This window comes from Streptomyces sp. NPDC058758 (genome assembly GCF_042746075.1).
GTDB lineage: Bacteria > Actinomycetota > Actinomycetes > Streptomycetales > Streptomycetaceae > Streptomyces.
On record NZ_JBHYPS010000039.1, the window covers coordinates 42,199 to 64,608 of the forward strand.

At 72.5% G+C, this 22,410-nt stretch carries 36 protein-coding genes and 1 pseudogene; 6 read left to right on the forward strand and 31 right to left on the reverse strand.

Features of this window, described 5'->3' with window-relative positions; genetic code table 11:
• Position 1: 1 nt before the first annotated feature.
• On the forward strand, positions 2-265 hold the full coding sequence (locus ACFW6A_RS32210; RefSeq protein WP_386644905.1) for a hypothetical protein: 264 nt from the start codon (positions 2-4) through the stop codon (positions 263-265).
• A 49-nt stretch (positions 266-314) separates the two neighbouring features.
• On the opposite strand, the gene ACFW6A_RS32215 is transcribed toward ACFW6A_RS32210, so the two are convergent.
• From ACFW6A_RS32215 to ACFW6A_RS32350, 28 genes and pseudogenes are all read right to left on the reverse strand, one after another.
• Positions 315-1,019: a hypothetical protein gene (locus ACFW6A_RS32215; protein WP_386644908.1), complete on the reverse strand. Its 705-nt coding sequence runs from the start codon at positions 1,017-1,019 to the stop codon at positions 315-317.
• A gap of 57 nt (positions 1,020-1,076) precedes the next feature.
• Entirely contained in the window at positions 1,077-1,361 is a 285-nt protein-coding gene (locus ACFW6A_RS32220) for a hypothetical protein (protein WP_386644911.1), read from the reverse strand.
• Positions 1,358-1,660: a hypothetical protein gene (locus ACFW6A_RS32225; RefSeq protein ID WP_386644914.1), complete on the reverse strand. Its 303-nt coding sequence runs from the start codon at positions 1,658-1,660 to the stop codon at positions 1,358-1,360. Before ACFW6A_RS32225 ends, ACFW6A_RS32220 begins: the two co-directional genes overlap by 4 nt.
• Complete coding sequence (locus ACFW6A_RS32230; protein WP_386644917.1) at positions 1,657-1,839, reverse strand: hypothetical protein; 183 nt, start codon at positions 1,837-1,839, stop codon at positions 1,657-1,659. Before ACFW6A_RS32230 ends, ACFW6A_RS32225 begins: the two co-directional genes overlap by 4 nt.
• Entirely contained in the window at positions 1,836-2,039 is a 204-nt protein-coding gene (locus ACFW6A_RS32235; protein ID WP_386644920.1) for a hypothetical protein, read from the reverse strand. The genes ACFW6A_RS32230 and ACFW6A_RS32235 overlap by 4 nt, the downstream gene beginning before the upstream one ends.
• Positions 2,036-2,233 carry a hypothetical protein gene (locus tag ACFW6A_RS32240; RefSeq protein ID WP_386644923.1) on the reverse strand — a complete coding sequence of 66 codons (198 nt, stop codon included), beginning with the start codon at positions 2,231-2,233 and terminating at the stop codon, positions 2,036-2,038. Before ACFW6A_RS32240 ends, ACFW6A_RS32235 begins: the two co-directional genes overlap by 4 nt.
• Positions 2,230-2,484, reverse strand: a complete 255-nt coding sequence (locus ACFW6A_RS32245; protein WP_386644926.1) for a hypothetical protein — start codon at positions 2,482-2,484, stop codon at positions 2,230-2,232. The genes ACFW6A_RS32240 and ACFW6A_RS32245 overlap by 4 nt, the downstream gene beginning before the upstream one ends.
• Positions 2,481-3,086 carry a hypothetical protein gene (locus ACFW6A_RS32250; RefSeq protein WP_386644929.1) on the reverse strand — a complete coding sequence of 202 codons (606 nt, stop codon included), beginning with the start codon at positions 3,084-3,086 and terminating at the stop codon, positions 2,481-2,483. The genes ACFW6A_RS32245 and ACFW6A_RS32250 overlap by 4 nt, the downstream gene beginning before the upstream one ends.
• A 70-nt stretch (positions 3,087-3,156) precedes the next feature.
• Positions 3,157-3,429 carry a hypothetical protein gene (locus tag ACFW6A_RS32255; RefSeq protein ID WP_386644932.1) on the reverse strand — a complete coding sequence of 91 codons (273 nt, stop codon included), beginning with the start codon at positions 3,427-3,429 and terminating at the stop codon, positions 3,157-3,159.
• A gap of 53 nt (positions 3,430-3,482) precedes the next feature.
• Positions 3,483-3,695, reverse strand: coding sequence for a hypothetical protein (locus ACFW6A_RS32260; RefSeq protein WP_386644935.1), 213 nt, complete (start codon positions 3,693-3,695; stop codon positions 3,483-3,485).
• 76 nt (positions 3,696-3,771) lie between these two features.
• Entirely contained in the window at positions 3,772-4,143 is a 372-nt protein-coding gene (locus ACFW6A_RS32265; protein WP_386644938.1) for a hypothetical protein, read from the reverse strand.
• A 24-nt stretch (positions 4,144-4,167) separates the two neighbouring features.
• The gene (locus ACFW6A_RS32270) at positions 4,168-4,323 is read right to left on the reverse strand and encodes a hypothetical protein (RefSeq protein WP_386644941.1); all 156 of its coding nucleotides are present in this window, start codon (positions 4,321-4,323) and stop codon (positions 4,168-4,170) included.
• 74 nt (positions 4,324-4,397) lie between these two features.
• Positions 4,398-5,204: a phosphoadenosine phosphosulfate reductase gene (locus ACFW6A_RS32275; protein WP_386644944.1), complete on the reverse strand. Its 807-nt coding sequence runs from the start codon at positions 5,202-5,204 to the stop codon at positions 4,398-4,400.
• Positions 5,201-5,428 (reverse strand): hypothetical protein, encoded by a 228-nt coding sequence (locus ACFW6A_RS32280; protein WP_386644947.1) that lies wholly within the window; start codon positions 5,426-5,428, stop codon positions 5,201-5,203. The genes ACFW6A_RS32275 and ACFW6A_RS32280 overlap by 4 nt, the downstream gene beginning before the upstream one ends.
• Positions 5,425-5,721, reverse strand: coding sequence for a hypothetical protein (locus ACFW6A_RS32285; protein WP_386644950.1), 297 nt, complete (start codon positions 5,719-5,721; stop codon positions 5,425-5,427). Before ACFW6A_RS32285 ends, ACFW6A_RS32280 begins: the two co-directional genes overlap by 4 nt.
• Complete coding sequence (locus ACFW6A_RS32290) at positions 5,718-5,957, reverse strand: HNH endonuclease (protein WP_386644953.1); 240 nt, start codon at positions 5,955-5,957, stop codon at positions 5,718-5,720. The genes ACFW6A_RS32285 and ACFW6A_RS32290 overlap by 4 nt, the downstream gene beginning before the upstream one ends.
• Positions 5,954-6,688: a hypothetical protein gene (locus ACFW6A_RS32295; RefSeq protein ID WP_386644956.1), complete on the reverse strand. Its 735-nt coding sequence runs from the start codon at positions 6,686-6,688 to the stop codon at positions 5,954-5,956. The genes ACFW6A_RS32290 and ACFW6A_RS32295 overlap by 4 nt, the downstream gene beginning before the upstream one ends.
• 8 nt (positions 6,689-6,696) lie before the next feature.
• On the reverse strand, positions 6,697-7,557 hold the full coding sequence (locus ACFW6A_RS32300; RefSeq protein ID WP_386644959.1) for a helix-turn-helix domain-containing protein: 861 nt from the start codon (positions 7,555-7,557) through the stop codon (positions 6,697-6,699).
• Between the two features lie 71 nt (positions 7,558-7,628).
• A pseudogene (locus ACFW6A_RS32305) lies at positions 7,629-7,835 on the reverse strand (WhiB family transcriptional regulator); the annotation flags it as partial.
• Between the two features lie 32 nt (positions 7,836-7,867).
• Positions 7,868-8,758: a hypothetical protein gene (locus ACFW6A_RS32310; protein WP_386644962.1), complete on the reverse strand. Its 891-nt coding sequence runs from the start codon at positions 8,756-8,758 to the stop codon at positions 7,868-7,870.
• The gene (locus tag ACFW6A_RS32315; RefSeq protein WP_386644965.1) at positions 8,755-9,063 is read right to left on the reverse strand and encodes a hypothetical protein; all 309 of its coding nucleotides are present in this window, start codon (positions 9,061-9,063) and stop codon (positions 8,755-8,757) included. Before ACFW6A_RS32315 ends, ACFW6A_RS32310 begins: the two co-directional genes overlap by 4 nt.
• Positions 9,063-9,590, reverse strand: coding sequence for a hypothetical protein (locus ACFW6A_RS32320; protein WP_386644968.1), 528 nt, complete (start codon positions 9,588-9,590; stop codon positions 9,063-9,065). The genes ACFW6A_RS32315 and ACFW6A_RS32320 overlap by 1 nt, the downstream gene beginning before the upstream one ends.
• Before the next feature lie 60 nt (positions 9,591-9,650).
• On the reverse strand, positions 9,651-10,679 hold the full coding sequence (locus ACFW6A_RS32325; protein WP_386644971.1) for a hypothetical protein: 1,029 nt from the start codon (positions 10,677-10,679) through the stop codon (positions 9,651-9,653).
• The gene (locus ACFW6A_RS32330) at positions 10,676-10,921 is read right to left on the reverse strand and encodes a hypothetical protein (RefSeq protein ID WP_386644974.1); all 246 of its coding nucleotides are present in this window, start codon (positions 10,919-10,921) and stop codon (positions 10,676-10,678) included. The genes ACFW6A_RS32325 and ACFW6A_RS32330 overlap by 4 nt, the downstream gene beginning before the upstream one ends.
• Positions 10,918-11,469 carry a hypothetical protein gene (locus ACFW6A_RS32335; protein WP_386644977.1) on the reverse strand — a complete coding sequence of 184 codons (552 nt, stop codon included), beginning with the start codon at positions 11,467-11,469 and terminating at the stop codon, positions 10,918-10,920. Before ACFW6A_RS32335 ends, ACFW6A_RS32330 begins: the two co-directional genes overlap by 4 nt.
• The gene (locus tag ACFW6A_RS32340) at positions 11,466-11,747 is read right to left on the reverse strand and encodes a hypothetical protein (protein ID WP_386644980.1); all 282 of its coding nucleotides are present in this window, start codon (positions 11,745-11,747) and stop codon (positions 11,466-11,468) included. Before ACFW6A_RS32340 ends, ACFW6A_RS32335 begins: the two co-directional genes overlap by 4 nt.
• Before the next feature lie 79 nt (positions 11,748-11,826).
• The gene (locus ACFW6A_RS32345) at positions 11,827-12,045 is read right to left on the reverse strand and encodes a helix-turn-helix transcriptional regulator (RefSeq protein WP_386644983.1); all 219 of its coding nucleotides are present in this window, start codon (positions 12,043-12,045) and stop codon (positions 11,827-11,829) included.
• On the reverse strand, positions 12,026-12,256 hold the full coding sequence (locus tag ACFW6A_RS32350) for a helix-turn-helix domain-containing protein (RefSeq protein ID WP_386644986.1): 231 nt from the start codon (positions 12,254-12,256) through the stop codon (positions 12,026-12,028). Before ACFW6A_RS32350 ends, ACFW6A_RS32345 begins: the two co-directional genes overlap by 20 nt.
• Positions 12,257-12,475: 219 nt before the next feature.
• Here ACFW6A_RS32350 and ACFW6A_RS32355 point away from each other — a divergent pair, with 219 nt between their 5' ends.
• From ACFW6A_RS32355 to ACFW6A_RS32370, 4 genes are all read left to right on the forward strand, one after another.
• On the forward strand, positions 12,476-12,880 hold the full coding sequence (locus ACFW6A_RS32355; RefSeq protein WP_386644989.1) for a helix-turn-helix domain-containing protein: 405 nt from the start codon (positions 12,476-12,478) through the stop codon (positions 12,878-12,880).
• A 139-nt stretch (positions 12,881-13,019) separates the two neighbouring features.
• A complete protein-coding gene (locus ACFW6A_RS32360) occupies positions 13,020-13,238 on the forward strand; it encodes a hypothetical protein (RefSeq protein ID WP_386644992.1) in 219 nt (72 codons plus the stop codon).
• Positions 13,192-14,454: a tyrosine-type recombinase/integrase gene (locus tag ACFW6A_RS32365; RefSeq protein ID WP_386644995.1), complete on the forward strand. Its 1,263-nt coding sequence runs from the start codon at positions 13,192-13,194 to the stop codon at positions 14,452-14,454. Before ACFW6A_RS32360 ends, ACFW6A_RS32365 begins: the two co-directional genes overlap by 47 nt.
• A 250-nt stretch (positions 14,455-14,704) precedes the next feature.
• A complete protein-coding gene (locus ACFW6A_RS32370) occupies positions 14,705-14,959 on the forward strand; it encodes a hypothetical protein (RefSeq protein WP_351848623.1) in 255 nt (84 codons plus the stop codon).
• Here ACFW6A_RS32370 and ACFW6A_RS32375 read toward each other — a convergent pair.
• From ACFW6A_RS32375 to ACFW6A_RS32385, 3 genes are all read right to left on the reverse strand, one after another.
• Positions 14,907-15,671, reverse strand: a complete 765-nt coding sequence (locus ACFW6A_RS32375) for an SDR family NAD(P)-dependent oxidoreductase (RefSeq protein WP_351848627.1) — start codon at positions 15,669-15,671, stop codon at positions 14,907-14,909. The genes ACFW6A_RS32370 and ACFW6A_RS32375 overlap by 53 nt on opposite strands.
• A gap of 32 nt (positions 15,672-15,703) precedes the next feature.
• A complete protein-coding gene (locus ACFW6A_RS32380) occupies positions 15,704-16,522 on the reverse strand; it encodes an Fpg/Nei family DNA glycosylase (RefSeq protein WP_386477541.1) in 819 nt (272 codons plus the stop codon).
• 244 nt (positions 16,523-16,766) lie between these two features.
• Complete coding sequence (locus ACFW6A_RS32385; RefSeq protein ID WP_386644999.1) at positions 16,767-21,413, reverse strand: DEAD/DEAH box helicase; 4,647 nt, start codon at positions 21,411-21,413, stop codon at positions 16,767-16,769.
• A 121-nt stretch (positions 21,414-21,534) separates the two neighbouring features.
• Between ACFW6A_RS32385 and ACFW6A_RS32390 the strand changes: the two genes are divergently transcribed.
• Positions 21,535-22,410 (forward strand): AraC family ligand binding domain-containing protein, encoded by an 876-nt coding sequence (locus tag ACFW6A_RS32390; RefSeq protein WP_386645002.1) that lies wholly within the window; start codon positions 21,535-21,537, stop codon positions 22,408-22,410.

Below are 22,410 nucleotides of genomic sequence, written 5' to 3' on the forward strand. Positions count from 1 at the left end.
CATGACCGAGCCCGCAGAAGGGGGGCCTGACATGGTGAGTTTCCGAGAGCTAGCGCGCCGCCTCGTCGCGGACGGGGTGGTGGAGACGATGAGCCATCAGCGGCTGTCGAAGATCGCGCAGGAGGATCCGGCGTTCCCGCCGACGGTGATGATCGGCCGGTCCAAGGCGGTCGATTACCGGCTGGCTCGTCCGTACTTCGCGGGCCGGGTTACGCGGCCGGGCTGGCGGACGGATCTGAAGGGGGCTCCACCGGCCTCCGAGTAGCACGTGGCCCCCGTCCGGATGTCCGGCGGGGGCTTCGTTGTGTCTGGGGTCAGGCGGCGATGATGCCCTGCTCTGACCAGATGGCGCCGCAGCCCTTGCAGCGGGCGACGGGGGTGGCGCCGGCGCCGCCGTGGATACGGATGGTGCCGCCGCAGGGGCAGGGGTGGTTGGCGGTGAGGTCGCGGGTGGTGTCGACGAGGTCGAGTGCGGTCTCGACGCGGCGGAGGGCGCCGGCGGCGACGGCCTTGATGTGGGCATGCTGTGCGGGCGTGAGGGGCCGGAAGGGTCCGGGCCTGCCTTCGACGCGGGCGAGGAGCCAGAGGGCGGTGTAGCGGGCGCCGGGGGTGCGTCCGCGGTAGTGCCAGCGGCGCCGGTCGGCAAGGTCGGCGCGCGCGGCAGCGGTACGGCGTTCACGGTCGGCGGTCGGCCAGTCGCAGCCCGGGAGGGAAATGGGTTCCATCTGGCAGCCGGACGCGATGACGGTGGCGCACTCGGCGAGGGCGGCTTCGACGATGCGCATGGTGTCGTGGATGCGGAGGCTGACGGGGACGGGGCGGGCGCCGAGCTGTGCGGGGTCGCGTTCGAGGGCACGCAGGGCGGCGGCTTCGACGCTGTCCATGCGCTCCATGGCGTTGAGGTAGCCCTTCAACTCGACGGGGGGCCAGGAGTGGGTGGTGGGGGCGCCGAGGGCGTCGGTGAGGTCGGGCCAGAGGTGGATGAGCTGGCGGAGTGCGTGGCTGGCGGTGGTGGTCACGGTGCTCCTTGGTGCGGGCCGCCCCTGGTGGGTGGGGCGGCCGGGGGTTGTGTCGGGTCAGGCGGGCAGGTCGAGGACGATGCGGACACCGCCGGCGATGGGGCTGGTGGCGGTCGGGTCACCGGTGAGCTCGCGGGTTCTGGTGTCGAGCTGGTCGCACCAGTTACGGACGCGTGCGATGGCGACCTCGGCCTTCTCGGCGCGGTGGCGCCAGCGGTCGAGGTCCTTCTCGTGGCCCGCCTCGAAGCAGCGTCCAGCGGCCTGTTCGACGTGCTCCAGGCGGGCGTACAGCTGGTCGAGCATGTCGTCGGTGAGCTGGTCGAGGCGGGGCCGGTCGGTCATCGGGTCTCCGGGGTGGGGTGGTTGGTGAGGCCGAGGACGATGGCGGAGGTACAGGGCCAGGGGATGTGACAGCGGTAGCACTCGACGGCCCGGAGCTTGCCGTTGGTGAAGACGTCCATCGGCTCGTGGTCGAAGGTCTCCATGCGTCGGGCGTGGGCTCGTCGGGTGGCGCGGTTGGGTCGGGGTTCCGGCTCGTCGTCGGCGAGGAGGCGCTCGCCGGTGGTGCCGAGGGTGGTCTGCCAGGTGACGCCGGGGCGGGGCGTCCGTTCGCCGTGGGGGTTGCTGCTGGGGCCGGTCACGGCTGGCTCCTGAGGGCGGAGGGGCAGTCGGCGGGGCTGTGGTGCTGCTCCGTCTCGGGTTTGGCGAGTTCGTGGCAGAGGTCGGCGCAGGCGCCTCCCGGGGGGCAGGTGTCGTCGCAGTCGGTGAAGCAGATCTGGGCGCCGATGCAGAACGCTTCGTAGGGGGCGGGCTGGGTCACGGCTGGCTCCCGTCGGCCATGCGGCGAAGGTCGGCGGCCGCGCGGTTGGTGGCGCCGTACTTCGCGGTGGCCCTGTCGGCAGCTTCGCGGAGGACGTCGGCGCGCAGCTCGGCGAGGAGTCGTTCGGCCATCTCCTCGGAGGCCATGCTCTGGGTGGTGCTGAAGTGGAAGAGCTGGGTGCGGGCGCTGGGCATCTTCACGGCGTCTCCTGGGTGTAGGCGTTCTGCAGCTGGCGGGCGGTGGCCCAGCGGCCTTGGGGGCGGGGCTGGCCGGTGTCGGGGTTGATGTCGGCGATGCGGACGCGGGTGCCGTCGGTTTCGGTGACGGTGACGCGGAGGTTGCGGGTGTACCGGGACCGCCAGACGCTGCCGACGGTCGGGCTGGGTTGGGTCATCGCTTGTCCCCCATCAGGGTGCGGGCCATGTCGCGGGCGGCGTCGAGCTTGGCGGCGGCCTGGGCGTGCTGGATGAGGTAGGTGCCGATGAGGACGGCGTCGCCGGCGAAGGTCGCGCCATCCGGGTTCCGCTTCAGGGCGCTGATGTGGCTGTCCAGGGCGCGGGCGATCCGCTCGGCCTCGTGGAGGAGGAGCTGGTGGTCGTCGGCGAGGCGGCGGGTGATGAGGTCGCGGGTGGTGTCGTCGGTCATCGGGGCTCGTCCTCCACGGTCGAGGTGGTCGTCTCCCGCACGATGCGGGTGGGCATGTCGGGGTAGCGGCGCTGGAGGCTCTCCTGGCCCCTGAGGGCCGCCTCCTGGGTCTGGAGGAGCCCGGTGCGGGGGTTCCACTGGTCGGCGTCGTAGCCCTCGACGAGCCACTGCACGCGCGGCGGCCGGGCGTCGGTGTCGTGTGCTTCGGCCGGCTGCCCGACAGCGGGGGCGGCGCGGGTGCTGTGGGCGGCCTGCTGCGGGTTGCAGAGGGTGTAGCCGCCGGGGACGTGGACCCAGAGAACGCGGTGGTTGCCGTCCATGCTCGGGTCGCCGCGGTCCTCGACCTCCCGGCCGCAGTGCTGGCACCGCGCGGGCTTGGTGTCGTCCTGTCCGGTGGTCTGGCGGGCGGCGGTACGGGCGGCGTCCCGAACCGTGGCGGCGAGCTGCGCGTAGACGTCGCCGCTGCCGGTGGTGATCCCGGCGGCGCTGATGGCCTTGACGAGGTGCCGGACGGCGCCGTCGAGGGACGGCGTACAGCGGTGGCAGAAGTCATGGACGGCGCAGTGCTGGGTACTGCGGCAGGGCTTGGGCTGGTCGGTCATGGTGGCTCCTGGTGGTGGGGGCCGTCCCGGAGGACGGCCCCAAGGCGGATGGTCAGGCGGACGGGTGCGGTCATGTGCTGCGGGCGGCGTCCCGGTTCTGGTCGGCAAGTTCCTGCGCGGCCTCCTGATCCCCGCCAGCGGCACGGACGGCGAGGGGCAGCTCGTTCCACACCTGGGCCATCCACTCCATGGCCCACTCGTCGCCGCCCTTGTGGGCGCGGTCCATGTCGCTGTGGATGCTGCGGAGGGCGTCGATGAGGGGCTGCTGGAGGGCCTGGAGTTCCTGGATGGTGGCGAGCAGGGCGGGAATGGTCTCGGCGGTGGTGGCGTGGGAGACGGTCATGGTGGGCTCCTGGTGGTGGGGGCCGTCCCGGAGGACGGCCCGACGACAGAGGGTCAGGCGGGGTGCGGGCAGGGCCACGGAACGGCCGGGTCGAACGTCTCGTCCGGGAGCTCGGTGGAGCACTCACGGCAGGCTTGCTCGGTGGTGACGTGGGAGCAGCAGTCGACGTTGGCGTCTTCGCCGTTGTCGGTGAAGTACTCGTCGCAGTCGCGTTCGAGACAGGTGATCGGCCCCGAGTAGAGGGTCACGGGCTGGTGTTCGGTCATGGCTGCTGCTCCTGGTGGTGGGTACGGTGGTGGTGGGGCCGCCCGCACTTCGATTGCGGGCGGCCCTGCTGTGTGTTCAGGTGCCGACGGACCACTGGCCCCACTTGCAGCCGGTGCACATCCAGGCGGGCCCGGTGCGGTAGCCGTCGTAGTGATCGGGGACGTACTCCGTGTCCCTGCCGCATTCGGCGCACTCGTCGGGACGGTCGTCGGGCAGCTCGTGCTCGTGCGGGTCGTTGACGGCGTAGTCGCTGGTGACCCGGTAGCCGCGGAGGCAGTACTTCTCGATGAGCCGGTCGACGTCCTTACGGCCGCCGTCGGTGGACTCTCCCTGGCCGCCTTCGACGCGGACGGACTCGCCGTCGGTCCACAGGTCGATGGTGACCTCGTCGCCGGTGGGGTGGGTGAGGATCCACGTGTGCTGGATGTGGTCGTCGTGGTCGGTCATGGGGTGTGTCTCCTTTGGGGTGGGTCAGGCGGGGCGCTGGCAGGTGTCGTGGCGGTGGCAGCGGCACTGCTCGCAGGCGGCGCACATCTCGTCGTGCTCGGTGTCGCAGATGCCGCAGCCGCCGAGGAGTTCGGTCTCCAGGTCGTGGGCGGCGAGCATGCGGTCGATGGGGTCGGTCATGGCTGCTCCTGGTGGTTGTTGGGATGCTGGGGGTGGTCCCGCTCGCGTGGCCTGCGAGCGGGACCGGGGGCGGGTCAGGTCATGCACCAGCCGTTGGAGCAGGCTTCGGCGTCGCTGTCGATCAGCGGGAGCTGGGTGCCGTGCTCGAACAGGCGGCGGAGCGGCCGGCCGTAGGAAGTGAGGTAGACCGGGGGCTTGCCCTTGCGGCCAAGGTGGCCGTTGATGGTGTCCTCGACTTCGCAGGCCCGCTCGAAGCGCTCGGGCTCGGTCTCGTGCATGGCCTGCCACTCGTGGACCTTGCGGATGGGACAGAAGTCGCAGGACGACTTCGGCGGCATGGGGAGGCCGGCGTCCCGGATGATGCGGGGGCAGTCCGCGCGTCGCAGGCCGAGCCAGAGAAGCGGGTACTCCAGGCGCTCGTAGGGCATGGCTTTGGCGGGGTTCGCTCGGCCGATTTCGTCGAGGGTGATGCCCATGCCCACGGTGGCGGGGTTGTCGGGGGTGGCTCCGTGGGCCTGGAGCCATGCTCCGGTGACCTGGATCTTGAACTCGACGGTGCAGACGCGGGATCCGGGCTTGCCGTTGGACAGGTAGACGGGGATGGTCTGCCGGCTGCCGTTGCTTCCGATGATCCGCTGGCGGATCGTTTCGACCTCGCCGTTCTTGGTGTGCCGGTCGAGGAGGATCAGGTCCAGGCCGTGACGGGCGGCGAACGGTGCGGCGTGCTCTTCGAGGTAGCGGAGGGTGCCGGGGTTCTCGCTGTCGGCGCCGACGTTGGCCATGAGGAAGGTGCGGTAGTCGAGGTCGCCGCGGGCAGCGAGGGCGAGGGCTGCGACGGACTGCCACCCTCCGCCAAAGCTGAAGGTCTTCAGGCGGGTCACGGATTCTCCTGGGCGGGTGTGATGGTCCAGCCGGCGGTGGCGAGGTAGAGGGCGACGCGGGTGGCGCGGGCGTGGTCGTCGTCGTGGTGGAGGGTGGCGTCGGTCTCGGCGGCTTCGATGTCGGCGAGGGCGGCGAGGGGGATGGCGGTCTGTCCGGGGACCACGGGGGTGGGGGGCTGGTCGAGGTGGGCGCGGGCGCCGGCAAGGCGCTGGTCCGGGGTCATGCGGCGGCCTGCTGCTGGCCGGTGCGCTGTTCGGCCTCAGCCACGATGGCGAGGAGCGCGGCCCGGACGGGCGACGTGTTGATGGCGCCGCCCCACTCCGGCGGGGGGATGCGGCCGTTCCACGGGTCCTGGCCGATCAGGCGGAGCTGGTCGACGAGGTCGGTGTGGCGGTAAACGAGGCGCTTGCGGGCGGCGTTGGTGGCGGCTTCCTGCTCGCGGGCCTGGCGGAGGTACTCGCCGAGGTCGCCCTGGGCGCGGAGGGCGGCGATGTCGCGGACGTCGATGTCGGTCACGGCGTCACCGCCCGGTGTCCGTTGTGGTTGCAGGGGTGGCAGATCAGGTACAGGTTCGCGAGGGTGCTGTCGCCGCCCTGCGTGCGGTGGAGCTTGTGCTTGAGGATCAGGTCCGTGAAGGCGTGGCGCTCGTTGCAGGTGGCGCAGCGGGACTTCTGGCGGCTGTACAGGGCGGACTTCTTGGCGCGGCGCTGACGGCTGCTGAGGACGCGGGTGGTGCGGATGGGCCGGGTCACGGCTTCTCCTTGGGGATGACGACGGGGTTGGCTTCAAGGAAGGCCCGGTTGAGTTCGGTCACCTCGTCGGCCTGGGCGTGATGGGTGGCGGCGAGGGCGCGTCGGGCGTCGACTTCGGCCTGCGGGGTGAGGCGGATCTCCTCGCCGGCGGCGGCCCGGCGGCGGGCGGGGTGCGGTGCGCGGGGCTTGCGGCGCCAGGCGGACTTGCAGGGGCGGCCGATGGCGGCGTTGCAGTCGGGGCAGATGACGCCCAGGGGGCCCGTGGCGCGGCGTTCGACGGTCGGCCGGGGCTCGGGGCCGTCGGGCTCGTCCGGGTGGCGCACGCTGCCGCTGAGGAGTTCGGCCATGCTGCGGTGCGGACCGCCCTCGAGCATCGGCGCGGTCGACGGGGCGGGCACGGCACCGGAGGCGACGGCCTCGAGCTGACCGCGGTAGCGGGCGATGAACTCCTTGGGCGTCTCGTCGGGGTCGCCCTCGTAGGCGAAGTTCTCCAGCCGCTCCGAGCGGATCTTCGAGCGGAGGTCCCGCACGTGGTGCGGCATGATCCACAGCCGGGTGGTCGGGTCCTTCGGGGTGGTCGAGTAGTAGCGGACGACGGCGTCCTTCGCGTCCTGGTCGAACGGCACGTTCTTCAGGGCGGCGGCCCATGCCTGGGCGGCGAGTTCGGAGGGCTGCCGGTTGTCGAACCCGCAGCAGATGGCCAGGAGCCTGGCCGCTTCGGAGACGTTCATGCGTGGTCCTAGTCGTCGGTGGCGTACTTGGCGCCGAGGGCGAGCCAGCCGGCCGCCTTGGCGTCAGTGCCGGTGAGGTTCTGGCCGGTGGGGAGCTGGTAGACGTTCCGCGGTCGGCGTTGGGCGTCGTCGCGGATCCACTTCTGCCAGGCGTCGGGCCAGGACTTGCGGCGGGCGCCGGTGGATCGGTAGTGGCTGATGAACTGTTCGGTGGAGTGGTCGATGTCGAGGCCGGGGTAGGTGGCGTTGGCCCAGCGGCGCATGGCATCGGTGAGGGTGAAGCCGTCGACTTCCACCGGCGTGAAGCCGGGTGACGTGGGCGTCACCCCGTACCCCCCCTGGTTCATCGGGGGGTTAGTGGGTGGTTCAAAGGACGGTTTGGGTGACGTGGGCGTCACCCCGGTCGCGACGCCCACGTCACCCCGCTCGGACGTGGGCGTCACCCCGGTGGTGACGTGGGCGTCACCCCGTCGCGGTGACGTGGGCGTCACCCCGGTCTTCCTTCCGCCCCTCGCCCGGGACGACGCGAGCTTCGCCACTACCGCCCGAGCCTCCTCATCACCAGCCCGACCACCCGGCACCACCCGCTCGATCGCCAGGTCGTACACCTCGGGCCGACGGTCCACCGGAATGTGGGACACGAGGGCGTCGTCGCCCGCCCGGATCAGGCCGGCCTCCCGCAGACCCTTGAGGTCGCGCTGCACGGACCTCTCCGACTTGCAGGTGTAGGCGGCGAGCGTGGGAATCGAGGGGTAGGCGCCGCGGCCCTTGGAGTCGGCGTGGTCAGCCAGGCCGAGGAGCGTGCCGAGGTACTGCGGCGGCATCGGCGGGGCGAACTTCAGCGCCCACACTGTGGCTTCGACGCTCAACGCTGGCCTTCTCTCAGGTAGTGCGGGGAGGGGTGGATCGGGGCCCGGGGCGCGACGGCCCCGGGCGGGGGTCAGGCGGCGTCGGTGGCCGGCTTGCGGAGGCGACGGCGTTCACGCTCAGACAGGCCGCCCCAGACGCCGTGCCGCTCGTCGTGCTCCAGCGCCCAGGCCAGGCACTCGACCCGCACCGGGCAGACGGAGCACACGCTCTTCGGGGCCTTCGTCGAGCCACCCTTCTCCGGGAAGAAGGTCTCGGGGTCGGTCTGCGCGCACACGGCGCCGGTGACGATCTCCACCGGCAGGAGGGGAATCATGCGGCACCGCCCCTGGATCGTGCGTACGACATGGCACGCGCCAGGTGGGCACGGGTGACACCAAGCCGGTACGCGGCCAGCTCCTGCGTGTACCCCTGGGTCGTAATAAGCCACTCAGCGTTCTCGGTCAGCGACACGTACTGAGCGACGTGCTCGCCGACGTCCGGTACAGCGGCCGGGCTGTCGATGTAGTCGTCGTCCCAGGCACCCGGCGGAACCCAGCCGCGGGCCTTCGCCAACGCCTTGGCCTCGACCACCCAGCGCTGACCAACTCCGGCCCGCAGGGGATCCACGTTCCACAGCTCGTCGTACAGGTCGCGTACCGCCCGAGCAGTCGATCCGTACGCCGGCGGGCACAGGTTGACCTGGTCGTTGACGGTGTTCCGGTCCAGCCCCAGACGGCGTGCCAGTTCCTTCTGCGGCCAGCCCATGGCGACAAGGGCCTGGAGGCGGCGCTGGGTCCCGGTACCATCGACGAGAGCACTGGGGGCGGCAGCATCGAGCGACGGCTTGATGGCCAGGATCCGGTCTGCGGTCTGAGTGCGAACTCGCCGCGACGGGCCCTGTTCACCCCGCCCGTACAGCAGGCGGCTGATGGATCCGTTCGACACGCCAGAGAGCTGACGCGTCTGGGGAATACCAATGCCGTAGCTGCACAGCATGCGGACGTGAGCGCGGACTGGGGCGGCGTCCACGTACGGCTGCCACCGTCCGTAGGCGATGAGCCGGTAGCGCTGGCTCATGTACTCGCGTCCGGCCTTGCGGCACGGCTCGCACTTGCATCCGTGGAACTTGTGCCGCGTCAGGGTGCCGTGCGGGGGGAGGGGCTTGGTGCCCGTGGCGGGGCGGGTGGTCAGCCCCGCCACGGGGATCTCGGTGGAGGTCACGACTCCTCCTTCGCGTCCTCGATGCCGAGCGTGGCGCGGGCGGCGGGGAGGAGGGGTTCGCCCTGGTAGCCGCAGGCGTCGAAGAGGCGGTCGGTCAGCTGCCGGATCTCCCGCCGGTACGCGGCGGCCTGCGCCCGCTCGGCGGCCACGGCGCGGCGGAGGCGCCGAATGCGACGCTCGTAGCGGAGGGCACCGATGACGTTGGTGATCGCCTGCTGGTCCAGCAGCGTGACCCGGGTGGACAGGCGCCGGTTCTGGGCGACGGCCTCGTCGAAGCGGCGGCGGGAGATGAAGGGGAGACGCATCACGCCACTTCCTTGCCGGCCGTCAGCTCGGGCAGCACCACGGTGGTGAGCTGGCCGGTACGCCACGCGGTGGCGATCGCCTCCTTGCCCTCCGCCGGGATCGTCAGCCGGGTGTGCGCCGCACGCCCCACCATCTCCACCCCCGGCACCTCGTGGATGACACCGGTCTCGGGGTCGGCCCACTCGATGACCCCGGCCGCGGTCAGGGTGTCGAGGAGGTTCTTGCGCCACGCGGGTCGGACCTCGGTGACGAGGCGGGTGACGATCTCCGACGGGGCGACCTTGTGGACCCAGGCGATGAGCGCGGCCTCGTCGATGACGGACGCGGCGGCCTTGGGCTGGACGAGGGTGGCCTTGCCGATGTCGGTGCCGGCGAGGTCGACGGCGATCTGCTGGGTGCCGGTCTCCGCCTTCGCGGCGCGGAGGCCGGTCTCCAGCTCGGCCTTGGCGGCCTTGAGCTGGTCGGTGATGTGCTTGGCGAGGGTGTCGAGGATGGCCACTCGGGTGGCCGTGTCCTTGAGGGACATGTGGTCTCCTTGGGTGGGGCGTCCCGGCCTGAATCCGGGACGCCCCTGTGGTGCGGTGGGTTAGGCGGCCTGGAGCTGGGAGAGCAGGTCCCAGATGGCCTTGGGGGCGACGGCGTCGAGGGGGGCGCCGAGGGCGGCGTGTGCCTGCTCGTCGGCGTCGGCGTGCTTGATGCCGTGCTCGGCGGTGAAGGCGTAGTACGCGGCGACGGCGGCGGCGTGTTCGTCGGTGGGGAGTTCGACGTCCTCGACGACGATGCCCTCCACCACCTCCGGCTCGGCCTTCTCCTGCTTCGGCAACTCGGCCCAGCGGCGCATCAGGTACTCGCGGAGGGCGTCCGGTTCGCTGGTGTCGGGGGCGAGGATCCTGGCGTCTGCGGGCACATACCGCTTCGCCTCGTCGATGAGCGCGCTCATGATGAACCGGTCCTGGGCGGCGGCTGCACGCTTAGCGAGCGCCTGGCCTTCGGGGTGGGGCGTGAAAGACGCCTTGGGGTCGGACGTCTCCCACGGGTCCGGCTCGCCCTGCTGCACCGACCGCAACTGCTGCACCGGCGCCGACATCGGAACCCCGTCCTCATCGACGTTCGCCCCCAGCTCCTCCGGCGTGTAGTGCAGCCCGAACAACACCTCCTCGCACGCATCCCGAGCCACCTCGGTGATCGCACGCGCCTTCAACATCGCAGCCGGGTACTTCTTCCACACGTCCTTGCCAGCCAGCCCCGCCTGCTTGGCCCGGTCGATCGTCCACGTCACCTGGTAGCCGTCGTAGTCCGGGTCGTCGGACCGGATGATCTGGGCCCACGCCTGCTTGTCGTCGCCCCGGACGCGGAGCTTGTGGCCGGCCTGCCGGACGAGTCCGGAGATGAGGGCGGCGGACGCGGACGGCTTGCCCTCGATCACGTGGATGCCGGTGATGGCGGCGAGGGGGGTGATGCCGAGGGTGCGGCCGTACTCCATGGCGTACAGCACGTTGGCGGGGCGCTGCTGGTACTGGCGGGGGAGGAGGTTGGCTTCGGCGAGGTGTTCGGCGTAGCGGACCATGTCGGGGAGGGACGCGGTCGGCTGGTGGCGGACGAGGTCGGTGCTCACTTGGGCTCTCCGGCGAGGTGGGTGCGGGCGATGTCGTGGGCGAGCTCGGCGGCGCCTTCCGCCAACCCGGTCTGGCGGAGACCTCCGGCTCGGGCGGTCAGCCGCCCGTAGTGCTCCAGCAGGTAGGCCAGTTCGCGGACGACCGGGGCCGGCACCTCGACGGAGCGCGCGTTGCGCTCGGCGGTCTCGGCCTTCCTGTTCAGGTCGGTGGCGGCGATGAGCATCTGCTCGGCCTCGGTCACGCGGTGCCTCCGCAGGTGCAGTCCTCGAACGTGTGGCCCTGCGGGCAGCGGCCGGTGGACTGCCGGGGGATGGTCGGCAGGTCACGGCCGAGGGCGTAGTCGTGATGCAGCACGGAGTCGTGCGGGTCCTCCGGTTGCCGCTGCCGCGGGACGGCGTAGTCGTCGCTCCAGTAGTGCCGCTTCGACTCGTTCCGGTGGTCGCCCCGGTGACGGACCGGGAGCACGCACTTGCTGCCGTGGAGGCGAGCGATGGACGGGCAGATAGCGGCGCCCTCCAGCTCGGCGACCCGGGCCCGCAGCCGCTGAACCTCGGCGATCAGGTCGGGCACGTCCGTCCGGGCGGCGGCCACGAACGCGGCGTTCGCGCGGTCCTGGTTCAATCCGCCGACGACACCGCGGCACGTCTCCCCGATCCACTCGGACAGGCCCGGCGTGTACTCGGTGTCCTGGTAGATCTCCCACGAGTCCGTGCACCACGGACCCTTCGTCGCCGCGTCGGCACGGGCCAGGATCTCCGCGAGCCGCTGCTCGTCCATCGGGGCGCTCATGCGGCACGCTCCGCGCTCTCCGCGTCCAGCGCCGCCAGCACATCCCGCAGCACTCCGTCCAGCGCCGTCGCCGCCGACACCATCGCGTCGTGGTCGTGGATGCTCACACCCTCGTGCTGACCCAGCGCGGCCCGCGCCAGCCGCACCGCCATGTCCACCGGCAACGCCGGCATCGGCCGACGGGCCGAGTCGTGCAGCGGGTCCAGCGTCGCCAGCGGCACGACGCGCACCGTGCGCCGGTCACCCGTCGGGAAGTTCGTGGGTACAGTGATGTCCATGGATTCCACTCCAATCAGTGGGGTTCGAGGGGTCGCAGGGACCAGGCCCGGTCCGGCGGCCCCGATCTGTTTGTGGGGGTCAGGCCGCGGCGCGCTGCGCGAGACGGTCGTTCTCCATCTGCGCGGCCATCCAGCGCTCCACCTCGCTGGTCGGGTAGAGCGTTTCTCGGCCACGGCGGAAGCCCTTCGGGGCCTGGCCCCGGTACCGCAGCTGGCGGATGGCGGCCGGCGACTTTTGCAGCAGCTTGGCCAGCTGCTTCGTGGTCATCAGAGGCGTGTCAGCGATCCTGTCGCTCATCGTTGCGCTCCGTTGCGTGTCGTTGGATGTCGACGATCCCCATGTCGAGCACCTTGGCGATGCGTGCCATGACCTCGGGCTGGGGATGTCGTTCGTCTCTCTCGATGCGGGAGAGGTACGAGGGGCTGATTCGGGCGGCTTTGGCGAATCCGCGCAGGCCGTAGCCGCGTAGCTCGCGCTGCCGTCGGATTTCGGGTCCATCGGGCTGCACAAGGAAGACGATACACATCGATGCGCAACGAGACAACGTGAGACGCATCGAGATGCATCCCGTAACGACTCGGATGCGGTCAGTTGTTCTCTGGGTAAAGCAGGCGGGATCCGCCCTCGCACGGCCGTAGATCACCGTCTACCCTGTTGCCTATCGGTGCCTATCGGTGCCTAGCGAGCGTCGGGCAGGACGCAACGGAGTGATAGAGGAGAGGCCGCCATGATCCGCGACCCCCGCGCGTGGGCACGGCTCGCCAAGGCCATCGCCACCAGGCGGCAGGCCCAGGGCCTACGTCAAGAAGACCTCGCCGCCAAGGCCGGCGTCTCCCACCGCAGCGTGCAGAACGCTGAAATCGGGCAGCCCCCCAAGGCGCGGATGCCCCAGTCGCTTCCCCCCATCGTCAAGGCCCTCGGCTTGCCCGACACCTGGATCGATGACGTCCTCGAAGGCAAGGCGCCTGGTGAGTGGCGCGACGTGGACGTCCAGTCCGTGGTCGACGAGGAACGGCTGGAGGCGGACATCACCAACGCGTTCGTGCGCGCCTCAGACAAGGCGACCGGCCCGGAGATCCGGGAAGGCGTGAAGGCTGCGTTGGACGTTTTGCGTCAACACGGGCTCATCTGAAGACCCTTGGCGTACAACCTTCAACAAACCGTGCATACGTATAGCGACCACTTGGTCACACGGCATATGCTCCTGACACCGGAGCCGCCCGCTCCAGGCTGCCTAAGCACGGGGGTTCACGATGCACGGATCCAGTCCGGTGATAGTCGCTAATCTCGGACGCGGGATCGCCGCCTTCACCGCCCGAACCGGCGGCCGTCCCGTCGCCGTCATCAACACCGAGGCCGCGCACGACCCCGAGCTCCGCACCCAGGCCGGGTACGCGCTCGTCGGCGCCGGCCTCGACGCCGGAACCGTCCTGGGGGCCTTGAATGGGGTACGTCGCCGATCGCTGGCACAAGAAGAAGCCTGGCCCTGACGAGCCCGAATGCGGCGAGCACAAGGGGCTCGTCGCATCCAAGGCCCACGGCGTCGGCAAGCGGTGGCAAGCCCGCTACGACGACCCCTCGGGCGGTGAGCGCACCTCCCTCCACCGCACGAAGACCGAGGCTGAGGCCGAGATTGTCAAGCAGGAAGCCGCCAAGCAAACCGGTTCCTGGCTCGACCCGAAGGCTGGCCGCGTCACTGTCGAACGCTTCGCCTACGACACGTGGCTGCCGTCCCTGAACATCAACAGCCGCAGCCGCACCGAGTACGAAGGCGTCCTCAAGCGCTACCTCGTACCCGAATGGGGCAACCGAGAGATCCGCTCCATCAAGCCCTCCGAAGCCGGCGCTTGGCAGCAGCTCCTCGTCAGCAAGTACAAGCTCAAGGGCACCTACCCCAACCGCGTTAGCCGGTACGTCCGCGGGATCTTCCGCCTGGCCGTCATCGACCGCGTGATCCCCCTCAGCCCCTTCGAGAGCATCGCGGCGCCGCCCGCCGAGGAGAAGGCCACGCAACCACCGGACGTTGTCGAGGTGCGGCAGCTGATCGCGCATGCCTATGACGACCGCTGGGCTGCGATGATCGAGTTGAACGCGCTGACCGGACTCCGTTCCGGCGAGATCCGCGGACTCCGCCTCGATCGCATCGACTTTCTCCGCCGCACCATGCTCGTCAACCAGCAGCTCGTCTACGAGAAGGGCAAGGGCCTGTACTTCGCCGAACTCAAGACCGGCGCCGGTTTGCGTACGCTCCCCCTGTCGCAACGCGCGGTCGACCTGCTCGCGGCCTACGTCAAGAAGTACCCCCCGCGGGCTGGCGGCGAGGGTGAGGGGTTGGTCTTCGTCATGGCGGACGGCGGTCTGATCGGCGAGTCGACTCTCGACTACGCGCTCAAGTCCATCTGCAAGAAAGCGGGTGTCGGGCCGCGGCACTGGCACGAGCTGCGCCACCACTATGCCTCTGTGCTCATTGCCGGCCGAGAGAACCCGAAGGTGGTTCAGAAGAGGATGGGGCACCGGGATGTCATGACGACGTTGCGGACCTACGCCCACTTGTTCGCCGAGGCCGAGGAGCAGACGCGCGACGTTCTGGATGCGGCGTGGGCGGATCCGGGTGAGACTGCCTCGGAGGAGGAATCTCCGCAGCAGGGCGGAAGGATTCCGGAATCGAGGAGGCGGCAGGGTGTGTTGCGGCAGGTCAGCGGATAGTCCGGTACATCACTCCTGGATGTTCCAGGCGGAGAGCGCCTAGGCGGCCGGCGTGGCGAGGCCCGGGTCCGGGGGCGAGGTGACGTGCGGGGTGCGTCGGGGCGGTCCCCGGGGTGGCGTCCAGGGCGCGCGATGTCCCGCGCGCGGGGGCGTCCGCCGGATCGCGCGCGGGGTGCGCGCCGGGGCTGACACCGGTGCGCCCTCCCGCAGGGTGATCCTGCCGGTCTAGCGTCGAACGCAGGAGGCGGCCATGGTACGGCGACGGGTTCCGCTGGTGACGCTCACGCTGATCGCGGTCGGACTGGTGGTCGGGGGGCTCTGGTGGTGGGCGGTGCTGCGCCTGCTGCTGGTTCCGGGTGAGGCCGGACCGGTCGAGGGGGCGGTAGCCGCGGGCGGCTGGGGGCTGAGCCTGTTGCCGGTGCACGTGGCCGCCTCCTCCCGGCCCACGCGCCTCACCAGGGCATGGCGACTCCGCCGTTCGGGCGCAGGATCTGACCCGTCGTGAACGAGGAGGCGTCGCAGGCGAGATGGAGGACCGCGTGGGCGATGTCCTCGGGCTCGCCGACCCGCCGCAGCGGTGAGTGACGGACCATCGCGGCCTCCGCCTGCTCCTGGGCGGCCGGCTCGTGGCGGTCCGTCATGGGGGTGCGGATCCAGCCGGGCGCGACCGCGTTCACCCGGATGCCGTGCGGACCCGCCTCGACCGCGAGCGTCTTGGTGAGCTGGACGACGGCCGCCTTGGCGACGCTGTAGCAGAGCAGGCCGGGGCTCGCGGTGTCCATCGCGCCCGAGGCCATGGTGACGATCGAGCCCCGGGTGCCGGAGGCGATCATCGACCGGGCCGCTTCCCGGCAGGCGTGGAACACGCCCTTGAAGTTGACGGCGAGGACCCGGTCGAGGTCCTCCTCGCGGGTCTCCAGGACGGTGCTGGTGTGCATGATCCCGGCGACCGCCGCCATCACGTGGAGCGGTCCGGCCGCGTCGACGGCGGCGGCGAGCGCGGCCCGGTCGGTCACGTCGAGCGGATGGACCCGGGCCGTGCCGCCCTCGCGGGCGATCAGGGCGGCCGTCTCCTCGAGGCCCGGCTCGTCGCGGTCCGCCAGGTGCAGGGTCGCGCCCGCCCGGGCGAGGAGGACGGCGCTCGCGCGGCCGATGCCGCTCGCGGCGCCGGTCACGAACGCGGTGCGACCGGTGAGGTCGTACGCCGAGAGGTTCATGCCGGGACCGTACGACCGGATCTGACGAGTCGTCAATTGTGTGGTGGGCGGGGAAACGAGGAATCTCCGGAGGGGCCGGGCTGGCAGCCCGGGCACCAGTAGGTCACGCGCTCGCCCAGCTCCGCCTTGCGGACGGCGGCGCCGCAGCGCAGGCAGGGGCGGCCCTCGCGGCCGTAGACGTGCAGCGGGGTGCCCGGGCGGCGGACCGTCGTGGTGCGCCGGTCGGGACGGTCCTTGTTCGCCTCCAGGAGGCGGTGGGCCGTCGCCACGAGCCGGGGCGGGACGTCGGGGGCCAGCTCGCCGACCGGGAGCCAGGGGCTGACGGCCGCGAGGAAGGCCAGCTCCGACTTGTAGATGTTCCCGACGCCGGCGAGATTGCGCTGGTCGAGCAGGGCCTCGCCGAGCGGCCGGGTGGGGTCGGAGAGCAGACGGCGGGCGGCCTCCTCCGGATCCCAGTCGGGACCCAGCAGGTCGGGGCCGAGATGACCGACCACCCGGGCCTCCTCGGCGGTGCGGAGCAGCTCCAGGACCGGCAGGCGGTAGCCGTACGCGGTGTGCTCCTCGTTCCCCAGGACGGCGCGGATCTGGTGCTCGGGGCCGCCGCGCGGGCGCTCCCCGGCGGCGTACACCTTCCAGGCGCCGTCCATCCGCAGGTGCGAGTGGAGGGTGAGCCCGCCGTCGATCCGGGTCAGGAGGTGCTTGCCGCGCGGGGTGACGTCCAGCACCGCGCGGCCGGTGAGGTCGGCGGTCGCGAAGCGGGGCACCCGCAGGTCGGCGCGGGTCAGCACCCGGCCTGCGAGCGCGGCGTGCAGCCGGCGGGCGACCTGCCAGACGGTGTCTCCTTCGGGCATGGTGCCATCATGCCGCCTTCCGGGGGACCGCGGACGTGGTGCCTTCCGCGGGCCCGCGGTCGTGCCGCCTTCGGGGGCCGCCGTCATGCCGCCTTCCGCGGCTTCCGTCGACCCGTCGTCGTGGTGCCTTTCGCGCCTTTCGGCGGTCCGTCGTCGTGGTGCCTTTCGCAGCTTCCGCCGGCCCGTCGTCGTGGCGCCTTCCGCGGGCCCGTCGTCGTGGTGCCGGAGCGCCGCGGCCCGTCCGTCAGGGTCTCAGGCGCAGGCCGCGCGGGGTGGCCAGGAAGCCGGCCGCCTCCAGGGGGCGGGCGAGGGGGGAGGTCAGGGCCGTCGCGCCGTTGAGGCGCTCGACCGTGACCGTGCCCAGGGCGCCCGCCCGCGCGGCCTCGGCCAGCGCGCCGGCCGCCGCCGCAAGGGCCGGCGCGTCCGGCTCCGTCGGCCAGGCCAGCACCGACTTGCCGCCGCGCTCCACGTACAGCGTCAGCTCTCCGTCGACCAGGACCACCAGGGCACCCGCCTTCCGCCCCGGCTTGTGGCCGGCTCCGGCCGGCGACTCCGGCCACGGCAGGGCGGCACCGTACGCGTTCGCCGGGTCGGCGGCGGCCAGCACCACCGCGCGCGGACCGGCGCCCGCCTCCGCACCGCGGTCCCGGGCGGTCGCCGCCGCCCGCAGCCGGTCCACGGCCCCGTCCATCGCGAACTGGGCCGCGCCCAGCCCCTCCACCACATAGCCGCGCCGCGCCTGGCCGCTGTCCTCGAAGGCGGACAGGACCCGGTAGACCGCGGAGAAGCCGCCCTCCACGCCCTCGGCGGCCACGGCGCCGCGGGTCACCACGCCGTGCCGGTCCAGGAGCGTGCGGGCCAGCGCGTGCGCCCGGTGGGTCGGCTCCGGCTCGGCGGGCGGCAGCAGCGCCCAGCGGCCCGAGACCGTCGGCGGGCCCGACCGGGAGGCCGGACGGGTGGCGCCCAGCGTCCCGAACCGGCCGCGCGGCACCGTGCGCCGGGCCCGGTGGGCGGTCGAGCCCGCGGTGCGGCCCGAACCGAGGAGGGAGCGCAGCGGCGCCAGGGTGTCGTTGGTGAGCCGGCCCGACCAGGCCAGGTCCCACAGGGCGTCGGCGAGCTGCGGGTCGGTGGCGTCCGGATGGGTGGTGATCCGGACCTGGTCGGCGATCTGCCGGAAGAAGAGGCCGTACCCGCCGGACAGGGCCGTCAGCACCGACTCGTGGAGCGCGGTGAGCTCCAGCGGGTGAGGCGGCGGCAGCAGCAGCGGGGCCGCGTCCGCGAGGTAGAGCGAGACCCAGCCGTCCTTGCCGGGAAGCGAGCCCGCCCCGGCCCAGACGAGTTCGCCGGTGGTCGTCAGCTCGTCGAGCATCGCCGGGGAGTAGTCCCGGACCCGGGACGGCAGGACCAGCTTCTCCAGGGCGGACGCCGGCACGGGCGCGCCCTGGAGCTGCTCCACCGCCCGCGCCAGGCCGTCGATCCCGCGCAGGCTGCTGCCGCCCAGGTGCTGCCACTGGGGCAGGAAGGTGGCCAGGGCCGCCGGGGGCACCGGCTCCAGCTCGTGGCGCAGGGCCGCCAGGGAGCGGCGGCGCAGCCTGCGCAGGACGGCCGCGTCGCACCACTCCTGGCCGATGCCCGAGGGGTGGAACTCGCCCTGGACGACCCGGCCCGCCGCGGCGAGCCGCTGGAGCGCTCCGTCCGTGACGGCGGCGCCGAGGCCGAAGCGGGCGGCGGCCTGCGAGGAGGTGAAGGGGCCGTGGGTGCGCGCGTACCGGGCGAGGAGGTCGCCGAGCGGGTCCTTCACCGGTTCGGTGAACGCCTCCGGGACGCCGACCGGCAGCGCCGTGCCCAGCGCGTCCCGGAGCCGGCCCGCGTCCTCGATCGCCGCCCAGTGAGCGGTGCCCGCGATCCGCACCTCGATCGCGCGCCGGGACCGGGCCAGCTCGCGCGCCCAGCCCTCCTCGGCGCCCCGCGCGGCCAGTTCGGCGTCGGTCAGCGGGCCGAGGACCCGCAGCAGGTCCGCGACGCCCTCGGAGTCCTTGACCCGCCGGTCCTCGGTGAGCCACTGGAGCTCCCGCTCCAGCTCGGTCAGCACCTCGGGGTCGAGCAGCTCGCGCAGCTCCGCCTGGCCCAACAGCTCCGCCAGGAGCCGGGAGTCCAGGGAGAGCGCGGCGGCCCGGCGCTCGGCGAGCGGGGAGTCGCCCTCGTACAGGAACTGCGCCACGTAACCGAAGAGCAGGGAGCGGGCGAAGGGGGACGGCTCGGGGGTGGTGACCTCGACGAGGCGGACCCGGCGGGCCTCGATGTCGCCCATCAGCTCGGTCAGGCCGGGGACGTCGAAGACGTCCTGGAGGCACTCGCGGACGGCCTCCAGGACGATCGGGAACGAGCCGAACTCGCTCGCCACCTGGAGCAGTTGGGCGGCCCGCTGGCGCTGCTGCCAGAGCGGGGTCCGCTTCCCCGGGTTCCGCTTCGGCAGCAGCAGGGAGCGGGCGGCGCACTCCCGGAAGCGGGCGGCGAACAGCGCGGAGCCGCCCACCTGGTCGGTGACGATCTGCGCCACCTCGCCCTTGTCGAAGACGGTGTCCGCCGCGCCCACCGGCGCCTGGTCGGCGTCGTACACCGTGTCCTGGTGGCGGCCCGGGTCGACCGGCTCGTGGTCCAGCAGGTCCAGCCCCATGTCGAGGCCCATCAGGTCGGCGTCGGGCAGGCGCAGCACGATGCCGTCGTCCGCGTGCATCACCTGCGCGTCCATGCCGTACCGCTCGGCCAGCCGGGCGCCCAGCGCCAGCGCCCACGGCGCGTGCACCTGCGCCCCGAAGGGCGAGTGGACGACGACCCGCCAGTCGCCCAGCTCGTCCCGGAACCGCTCCACCAGGATCGTGCGGTCGTCCGGCACGTGGCCACAGGCCTCGCGCTGCTCCCCCAGATACGCCAGGACGTTGTCCGCGGCCCAGGAGTCCAGGCCCGCCGAGACCAGCCGCAGCCGGGCGTCCTCCTCGCCGAGCGCGCCCAGCTCGCGCAGGAACGCGCCGACCGCGCGGCCCAGTTCGAGCGGGCGGCCCAGCTGGTCGCCCTTCCAGAACGGCAGCCGGCCCGGCACCCCGGGCGCCGGTGACACCAGGACCCGGTCGCGGGTGATGTCCTCGATCCGCCAGGAGGTGGTGCCCAGCGTGAAGACGTCGCCGACCCGCGACTCGTACACCATCTCCTCGTCGAGCTCGCCGACCCGGCCGCCGCCCTTCTTCGGGTCGGCCCCGGCCAGGAAGACGCCGAACAGGCCCCGGTCGGGGATGGTGCCGCCGGAGGTGACCGCGAGCCGCTGCGCGCCCGGGCGGCCGGTGACCGTCCCCGCGACCCGGTCCCACACCACGCGCGGGCGCAGCTCGGCGAAGGCGTCCGAGGGATAGCGCCCCGCCAGCATGTCGAGGACGCCCGTGAAGGCCGACTCCGGCAGGGACGCGAAGGGGGCGGCCCGGCGCACCACGGCCAGCAGGTCGTCCACCTGCCAGGTGTCGAGGGAGACCATCGCGACCAGCTGCTGGGCCAGCACGTCCAGCGGGTTGGCCGGGATCCGCAGCGACTCGATGGAGCCCGAGCGCATCCGCTCGGTGACCACGGCCGCCTGCACCAGGTCGCCGCGGTACTTGGGGAAGACCACGCCCGTCGAGACGGCGCCGACCTGGTGGCCCGCGCGGCCCACGCGCTGGAGGCCGGAGGCCACCGACGGCGGCGACTCGACCTGCACGACCAGGTCGACGGCGCCCATGTCGATGCCGAGCTCCAGGCTGGAGGTGGCGACCACGGCGGGCAGCCGGCCCGCCTTCAGGTCCTCCTCGACCTGGGCGCGCTGCTCCTTGGACACCGAGCCGTGGTGGGCGCGGGCGAGCAGCGGCGGCACGCCCTTGGCCGCGCCCGACTGGGCCATGATCTCGGCGGGCGGGGTCCCCTCGGGGGCGGGCTCCCCGGTCGCCCGCTCGTAGGCGATCTCGTTCAGCCGGTTGCAGAGCCGCTCGGCGAGGCGCCGGGAGTTGGCGAAGACGATCGTGGAGCGGTGTGCCTGCACCAGGTCCGCGATCCGCTCCTCGACGTGCGGCCAGATCGACGGCTTGTCGCCGCCGTCCCTGCCCTCGGAGGCGGGGGAGCCGCCCAGCTCGCCCATGTCCTCCACGGGCACGACGACGGAGAGGTCGAACTCCTTGCCCGAGGGCGGCTGCACGATCTCCACCTGGCGGCCGGGGGAGAGGAAGCGGGCGACCTCGTCGACCGGACGGACCGTGGCCGACAGGCCGATCCGGCGCGCGGGGCGGGGCAGCAGCTCGTCGAGCCGCTCCAGGGTGAGGGCCAGGTGCGCGCCGCGCTTGGTGCCGGCGACGGCGTGGACCTCGTCCAGGATGACCGTCTCCACACCGGCCAGCGCCTCCCGGGCGGCCGAGGTCAGCATGAGGAAGAGCGACTCCGGGGTGGTGATCAGGATGTCCGGGGGCCTGGTGGCGAGCGCGCGGCGCTCGGCGGCCGGGGTGTCGCCGGACCGGATGCCCACCCGCACGTCCGGCTCGGGGAGCCCGAGGCGGACGGACTCCTGGCGGATGCCGGTCAGCGGCGAGCGGAGATTGCGCTCCACGTCCACGGCGAGCGCCTTCAGCGGGGAGACGTACAGCACCCGGCAGCGCTTCTTGGGCTCGGCGGGGGCGGGCGCGGACGCCAGCCGGTCCAGGGAGGCGAGGAAGGCGGCGAGGGTCTTGCCCGAACCGGTCGGCGCCACGACGAGCACGTCCGAGCCCGCGCCGATCGCCCGCCAGGCGCCCTCCTGGGCCGCGGTGGGTGCGGTGAACGCCCCGGTGAACCACCCGCGGGTGGCCGGGGAGAAGTCTTCGAGCGCCGACGTGACCATGCCCCCCATCGTGCACCCGCCCACCGACAACCGCCGGTACCTGTGGAAAACCGGCGCCGGCGCCGTCCTGACCTGTGGACACCCGGTCGTCGCCGGGGCGGCACCGACGCAGAATGGAGGCATGGCGAGGGGCGAGAGGGCACGGTACTGGCAGTACGCCGAGCTGCCCGGCGTCGATCTGCTGCACGCCCACTACATCGAGAAGACCTTCTCCCGCCACACCCACGAGACCTTCGTCTACGCCGCGATCACCGAGGGCGTCGAGGCGTTCCACTACCGGAACGAGCTGGTCCACGCGGGCCCCGGACAGATCGCCCTGGTGAACCCGGACACCATGCACACCGGGCACGCCGGCATCCCCGAGGGCTGGACCTACCGCACCATCTACCCCGACCCGGAGCTCATCCGGTCCATCGCCGCCGACGTCCTCGCCGTCCGCGGCCCGGTCGGCTTCACCCAGCCCGTCGTGGACGACCCCTACGCCGCCCAGCTCGTCATCGGCGTCCACCGGGCCGCCGAGGAGGGCAACGCGCTCGCCGCCGACAGCCTGCTGCGGCTGGTCACCGCCCGGATGCTGCGCAGTCACGGCGGCCGGCTGCGCCCGCTGACGCCCCGGGGCGCGGGAGCGCGGGACGCGGCACGCGCGCGTGAGGTCCTGGAGGAGCGGATGGCCGAGCCGCCCACCCTGGAGCGGCTCGCCGCCGAGTTCGGCACCAGCCCCTTCGCCCTGCTGCGGGCCTTCCGCGCCGAGTACGGCATGCCGCCGCACACCTGGCTCACGGACGCGCGCGTGCGGCGGGCCCGGCGGCTCCTGGACGCCGGGGCGCCGCCGGCCGAGGCGGCCGTCGCCGTCGGCTTCACGGACCAGCCCCACCTGAACCGCCACTTCACCCGCAGCGTCGGCGTCCCGCCGGGCGCCTACCAGCGCTCCCGGGGCGTGGACCCGCGCGGTGCCGGGCGCAAGAACGTACAAGACCGGACGCGGGCGGGCTCGTAA